This is a genomic window from Caldibacillus thermoamylovorans (genome assembly GCF_000751775.1).
Taxonomy (GTDB): domain Bacteria; phylum Bacillota; class Bacilli; order Bacillales; family Caldibacillaceae; genus Caldifermentibacillus; species Caldifermentibacillus hisashii.
This window is the reverse complement of the sequence record NZ_CCRF01000071.1, coordinates 20,936-27,532: the sequence shown is the minus strand read 5'-3', so window position 1 is coordinate 27,532 and position 6,597 is coordinate 20,936. Positions and strand designations below refer to the sequence as shown.

General features: G+C 37.5%; 6 protein-coding genes. All 6 read left to right on the top strand.

Annotated features, from left to right (window positions below):
• Positions 1 to 317 precede the first annotated feature (317 nt).
• The 6 genes from murC to BT1A1_RS12525 all read left to right on the top strand — a co-directional run bounded on the left by murC (position 318) and on the right by BT1A1_RS12525 (position 6,582).
• Positions 318 to 1,634: a UDP-N-acetylmuramate--L-alanine ligase gene (murC, locus tag BT1A1_RS12550; RefSeq protein ID WP_034771832.1), complete on the top strand. Its 1,317-nt coding sequence runs from the start codon at positions 318 to 320 to the stop codon at positions 1,632 to 1,634.
• 262 nt (positions 1,635 to 1,896) lie between these two features.
• Positions 1,897 to 2,361: a DUF948 domain-containing protein gene (locus BT1A1_RS12545; protein ID WP_034771830.1), complete on the top strand. Its 465-nt coding sequence runs from the start codon at positions 1,897 to 1,899 to the stop codon at positions 2,359 to 2,361.
• Positions 2,362 to 2,374: 13 nt separating this feature from the next.
• Positions 2,375 to 2,791 carry a YtxH domain-containing protein gene (locus BT1A1_RS12540; RefSeq protein WP_034771828.1) on the top strand — a complete coding sequence of 139 codons (417 nt, stop codon included), beginning with the start codon at positions 2,375 to 2,377 and terminating at the stop codon, positions 2,789 to 2,791.
• A gap of 1 nt (position 2,792) precedes the next feature.
• A complete protein-coding gene (gene ytxJ, locus BT1A1_RS12535) occupies positions 2,793 to 3,119 on the top strand; it encodes a bacillithiol system redox-active protein YtxJ (protein ID WP_231553334.1) in 327 nt (108 codons plus the stop codon).
• Positions 3,120 to 3,302: 183 nt separating this feature from the next.
• Positions 3,303 to 4,973: a sigma-54 interaction domain-containing protein gene (locus tag BT1A1_RS12530; RefSeq protein ID WP_034771840.1), complete on the top strand. Its 1,671-nt coding sequence runs from the start codon at positions 3,303 to 3,305 to the stop codon at positions 4,971 to 4,973.
• A 460-nt stretch (positions 4,974 to 5,433) separates the two neighbouring features.
• Complete coding sequence (locus BT1A1_RS12525) at positions 5,434 to 6,582, top strand: acyl-CoA dehydrogenase family protein (protein WP_034771824.1); 1,149 nt, start codon at positions 5,434 to 5,436, stop codon at positions 6,580 to 6,582.
• The last annotated feature ends 15 nt before the right edge of the window (positions 6,583 to 6,597 follow it).

The following is a 6,597-nucleotide window of genomic DNA, read 5'->3' as shown; positions in this document are numbered from 1 at the left end:
AGATAAGCGATAGTTTTTTTGAAATGAAAATGCTATAATACATAAAGTGCGGTTCAGCGCATTATGTAGTGAACAATTCTAATTGGATTAGGGACAGGAAATTTTTGAAAGGCTGTTTTCGCCAACGGTCGTGAATATTTTACGTTACTTGCAAGCTTGGAAGCCGGCGAAAGTCTTTGCTTGAGCGAAAGGGTCGGTTCATTTTAAAAAATAACGAACTTTTGGAAAATGGCTTTTTGAAATTTGTACGAAACACGAAATAAGTTCTCTCATACATATAATGCATATTATATAGTGACATTGTTGGAGGTTCTAACATGACTATTTACCATTTTGTAGGAATTAAAGGATCCGGGATGAGTGCCCTTGCACAAATCCTTCATAATATGGGTTTCAAAGTCCAAGGATCGGACGTAGAAAAACATTATTTTACGCAAGATTCATTGGAAAAACTAGGAATTCCCATTTATCCTTTTAAAGAAGACAATATAAAACCGGGAATGACAATTATCGCGGGAAATGCATTTCCTGATTCCCACGAAGAGATTCAAAAAGCGTTGGCATTAGGACTGCCGGTCATACGTTATCATCGCTTTTTAGGAGATTTTATTCAAAATTATACAAGTATCGCAGTTACCGGTGCTCATGGGAAAACATCGACAACCGGGCTTCTTTCGCATGTCATGGAATTGGCAAAACCAACATCTTATTTAATTGGTGATGGAACAGGGAAAGGGGTTAAGGACGCCACTTATTTTGTTTTTGAAGCATGTGAATATCGTCGCCATTTTCTTTCATACTTTCCCGATTACTGTATTATGACAAATATAGATTTTGACCATCCCGATTATTACGCCAATGTAGAGGATGTTTTTTCTGCTTTCCAAGAAATCGCATTGCAGGTGAAAAAAGGAATTATTGCTTGCGGTGATGATGAGCATCTGCAAAAAATTCAAGCGAAAGTTCCGGTACTTTTTTATGGCTTCGGTGATGAAAATGATTTTCAGGCACGAAATATTGAAACGACACAGGAAGGAACAACTTTTGATGTCTTTGTTCGTAACAATTTCTATTCTTCCTTCTTCATTCCGTTATTTGGCGATCATAATGTATTGAATGCATTAAGTGTCATTACGATTTGTCATTATGAGGATATTGATGTTTCGATTATTCGTGAAGGGTTAAAAACATTTCATGGCGTAAAGAGGAGATTTACTGAAAAAAGAATTGGTTCGCAAATATTAATTGATGACTATGCCCATCATCCGACCGAAATCCGGGCAACACTAAATTCGGCAAGACAAAAATATCCGGATAGAAAATTGGTTGCCGTCTTCCAACCGCATACTTTTACAAGAACACAAACCTTTTTAAATGATTTTGCCAATAGTTTAAGTGCAGCTGATGAAGTGTTCCTTTGTGAAATTTTTGGATCGGCTCGGGAAAATCACGGAAATTTATCTATCCAAGATCTACAAGCCAAGGTTGATGGAGCACAAATTTTAGCAGAAGAAGATGTTGCCGAATTAGCTGATTTTGAAAACAGTGTTGTCTTGTTCATGGGTGCCGGGGATGTTCATAAATATCAAGAAGCCTATGAACGCTATTTGAAAAAAGAACATAAAACCGTATAAGGTGATAGAAAATTGGAAAGCTGTCTGACGGAGTTTTGCGATTCACTAACCGGAAGTTTGACCGGATTATTGGCTCGTTAAGGACCTGTTGGATGGCTTTTTTGTATATGGGAGAGCTTTTCGATACTTTCCAGGTACCGGTACGAAATATTTATTAAAAAATTAGTATATAGGCTCGATTCTTCTTTGTAAAAATGTTTTAATTGAAATAGAATAGAATGTAAAGATTGGTAAGAGAGGAAATAGAAGGGAGTTTTTCATAATGGAAGCGATTTTGTACATAAGTGTGGCTGTAGTGGCCGTTGCTTTTGTTGTATTGGTCATTTATATTATACAAACATTAAAATCATTAACACAAACGTTAAACCATATTTCACATACTGTAGAAAGTTTAGAAGGGCAATTGCAAGGGGTAACAAAGGAAACAGAAAATTTACTCAAAAAAACCAATGATTTGGCGGCTGATATCCAACAAAAGTCAAAAAAACTAGATTCTGTCGTCATAGCAGTAGAAGAAGTCGGACATACCCTTCAAGCATTTAATCGTTCAGTGAATAGTATTTCAAATACAGTCATTCAAAAAGTGGCAGATAATCAGGATAAAATTTCACAAATTATCAGCTGGGGCAAACTTGCCGGCGAACTGAAGGACAAATGGAGTGAAATTAAGGAACGCAGAAAACATAATAAGGAAGCAAATATTGTCATCGATAATCGAACAGAGTAGGAGGATGATGAAAATGGAAGAAAACAAAAAAGCGGAAACAAGGGAGACAAAGGATTTCTTAACAGGCGTGATTATCGGGAGTGTAATTGGTTCGCTCGCAGCTCTATTATTTGCACCAAAATCCGGAAAAGATTTACGTACCGAAATTCAATCAAAGGCCAATTTTGCTTTAGATAAAAGTGATCAAGTCAAGAATATTGTGATTCAAAAAGGCCATGATGTCCGGGAATTTGCCAATGATGCCAAAGAAAAATTAACGAAAGCTGTTCAAGAACAAACAAACTTCTTAGTCGGCGCCGTACAATCAATGACAAAAAAATCCGGAGATGAAGCCATCGAGGTGTTAGAAGATGCCAAGCAAACGATTGAGGAATTATCAAATGAAATTGATGAGAAATTGGCAGCTCTAAAAAATAAGGGGGATGAATAATTTGCCTCTCAAACAAATATACGAAGAAAGTGAATTTAAATTGATTCTGGAAAAGGAAAGTGCTTTCTTATTATTCAAACATAGTTTAACTTGTCCAATTAGCCGAGGTGCATTTGACCAATTTACTGCTTATTTGGAAGAACATAATGAAATCAACGGATATTATTTAACGGTCCAAGATAGTAGACCACTGTCCAATTTTATCGCAAACCATTTTGCAATTAAACATGAATCCCCGCAAATCTTTTATATTAAAAGCGGAGAGGTAAAGTGGCACACTTCTCACGGCGAGATAACGAAAGAAACGATAGAAAAATTTACCTTATAAGATCATATAATGAATAAGAGGAGAGGGATTGTCCTAAGGAAAGCCTGATTGGGACAGTCCTTTTCTTAAAATATACCCTCATCTCATATTGGTGGTGTCACTTAATAAGGCAGCTTCGTTGGCACAAATAGCATGTATGACCGCCAAATAACGAAAACCCGGCAACAATCTTTATCAAGGCAGGTGATTTTTTTGCAAAAGTGGAACCATTTCCCTATCCCATTCGCTATTATGGATGATCATGACAAACTCGTTTCATACAACCAAGCATTTGAATCATTGTTAACAGGATTAGGAAAGGATAAAAACATAACCGATTATTTACAAGTGGTCCCGAATCAATCAGACCCTAATTTATTAATGGCAAAAATCACCGGGAAAGATTATTTAGTTATTAAAAAACAAATCAAGCAAAATGAAAATCTATTAGTCGGAATTGAAACAAGCGGTGTCACCGATTTGCTCGAGGCATTGAATGATTTGAAACGACATAAGTATGAATTGGAAGCTATTTTTGAACATTCCTATGACGGCATTTATTTGACAAATCGGGAAGGAGTGACGATTCGGACAAATGCTGCGATTGAACGAATTACCGGGATCCCGAAACATTATTATCTTGGGAAAAATGTAAAGGACTTAGTGAGGCGAGGGATTTTAAAAAATTCCGTAACAGAAGAAGCATTGAAGAAAAAGAAAACGGTGTCATTTGTCCAAAAAAATTATATCGGAAATATTACGCTGCTAACAGGAACTCCGGTGCATGACAGTCAAGGGAATATTGATATGATTGTTACCAATATTAGAGACCTCACTGATTTGAATCGAATCCAAGCGGAACAAATTGATTATCTTAAAGATCATGAATTCCAGACGGAGTCCCCGCAACCAAAAAATGAATATGAGGAAAAGTATGGGATTGTTGTTCAAAGTGAGCAAATGTTGGCCATTTTTGAAACAGCGAAACGAATTGCTAATTTTGATGCAACCATCTTAATTTTAGGGGAAACCGGTGTCGGAAAGGATGTTTTAACAAATTTTATCTATGAAAATAGTGACCGAGCCAAAACTGGCAAGCTGATAAAAGTAAATTGTGGTGCTATCCCGCCGGAATTACTTGAATCCGAATTATTTGGTTACGAGGCCGGTGCCTTTACCGGAGCAAATCGGAATGGCAAACCGGGTATGTTTGAATTAGCGAATGGCGGTACATTGTTTCTTGATGAAGTAGCTGAATTACCATTAAATTTACAAGTTAAACTTTTACGTGTTCTGCAGGAAGGGGAAATCCAACGTGTAGGGGGAACGAAGCCGAAGAAGGTTGATGTTCATATTATTGCCGCAACAAACCGAAACTTACATGAAATGGTCGTACGGGGCGAATTTCGGGAAGACCTCTATTATCGACTCAATGTGATTCCGATTCATATTCCTCCGTTGCGTGATCGACGGGAAGATATATTGCCGCTTATCCATTTGTTTTTAAAAACATATAATCAAAAATATCAGTTGTATAAGGAATTTGATTACGAACTGATTGATTTTCTAACGGTGTATGATTGGCCGGGGAATATTCGTGAACTTTCTAATTTGATTGAACGATTAGTGGTTACCGTTTATCAAGATAAAATCGGAATTGATCACTTGCCAAAAGAATACCGTGCCTCGGAAATCGTTGGACGACAAACTCAACTTTCATTGAAAGAAGCCGTGGAAGATGTTGAGAGGAGGCTGTTGCGCCAGGCTGCGAAAAAATATCAAAATACATATGAAATTGCACGAGCGCTGCAAACAAGTCAGCCAACCGTCGTCCGCAAGTTGAAGAAATACAACATCAAAGTAAAAAATGAATAGTATGAAGGATTGAAAAACTGTTCCAACCCATTGTCCGGAACAGTTTTTTTCAATTTTGACAATTAAATTAAAATCATAGACTGAAACTATGCTTTCAGTCTGTTTACTTTGGCTTTCGTGTCAAAGTCGAGTGTTTTTTAATTCAAAAATGAATTATTCGATACAAAATTAAATCAAATAGAAACAAAGGAATATGGTTTAATAATTCATAATTGCATTACATTTTATCCCGCCTTGACGGGCAGTAAGTCCCCACCTCAAAATTTTAGAGTTACAAAGAAGATCGGTCGGGTATGTACTGCCCGTAAAGGTCCGATTGGTTCAACAAACCATCAGTGATGATAAAAACCCACTGATTTAAGTTTCACTTGATTATGCATATAGTCATCGTTTAAAAGTTGGCACACTACTTGCAATATAAAATTGTGACAAGAATTTGACAAATGAGGAAGTGACGGGAGTGGATTTTCAACTGGATGAAGATATTTTACTCTTGAAAGAAAATGTCAGAGACTTTATCCAAAAAGAGGTTGAAGCGGTTGCCGAGCAAATTGAAGCTGATGATAAAATTCCAAAACATATCATTGAGATGTCGAAGGAATTAGGCCTGTTCGGTTTAAGTATTCCGGAAAAATATGGCGGTCTGGGGATTGGGATGGTTGGGAAATGTGCGATCTATGAGGAAATTGGGCAAACTCATAACGGTTACACGACCTTAATTGGCGCCCATACAGGGATTGGCACTGTTGGACTCGTCGAATTTGGAAACGAACAACAAAAAGAAAAATATTTGCCTTTAATGGCAAGTGGTGAAAAAATCGGCGCTTTTGCGCTGACGGAACCGGAAGCCGGATCAAATGCCGCCAATTTGCAAACAACCGCAGTAAAAAAGGGAGATAAATATATTTTAAATGGAACAAAACATTATATTACAAATGCAACGGAGGCAGATATTTTTACTGTCATGGTGGTAACAAACCGCAGTAAAGGTGCTCGTGGAATAAGTGCATTTATAGTTGAAAAAGATTTTCCGGGATTTCACATCGGTGCGGTTGAACAAAAAATGGGATTACGCGGGTCTCATTCCGCAGAAATTATTTTAGAAGATTGTGAAGTTCCGGTAGAAAACATGCTTGGCGAAGAAGGGGAAGGGTATATAAATGCATTAAAAATCTTGACAAATGGTCGTGCCGGTTTGGCTGCCAGAAATCTGGGAAGTTGTCAAAAATTATTGGATATGGCCACAACGTACGCCTTAGAACGGAAACAGTTCGGGGTACCAATCATCGAACATCAAGCAGTCGCCCATATGCTTGCTGAAATGGCAGTCGAAATAGAAGCTTTGCGATCTTTTACATACCGCGTAGCTTGGATGGTGGACGAGAGAAAAAATGTCATTAAAGAAGCGGCAATGTTAAAACTATACGGTTCGGAAACTTACAACCGTGTTGCCGATAAAGCGCTGCAGATTCATGGTGGATTAGGGTATATTGCCGGATATCCGATTGAACGATTTTACCGAGATGCCCGGATTACAAGAATTTATGAAGGTACATCTGAAATACAGAAAAATATTATTGCAAAACAGTTAATGAAAGAGTACAGCTGAAAAAGGAGGGCGTAA

What these genes read in the sequence shown, in the direction of transcription:
- BT1A1_RS12545 (WP_034771830.1), top strand. Translation starts at nt 1,897, where the DNA reads ATGGAAGCGATTTTGTACATAAGTGTGGCTGTAGTGGCCGTTGCTTTT.
- BT1A1_RS12540 (WP_034771828.1), top strand. Translation starts at nt 2,375, where the DNA reads ATGGAAGAAAACAAAAAAGCGGAAACAAGGGAGACAAAGGATTTCTTA.
- murC (WP_034771832.1), top strand. Translation starts at nt 318, where the DNA reads ATGACTATTTACCATTTTGTAGGAATTAAAGGATCCGGGATGAGTGCC.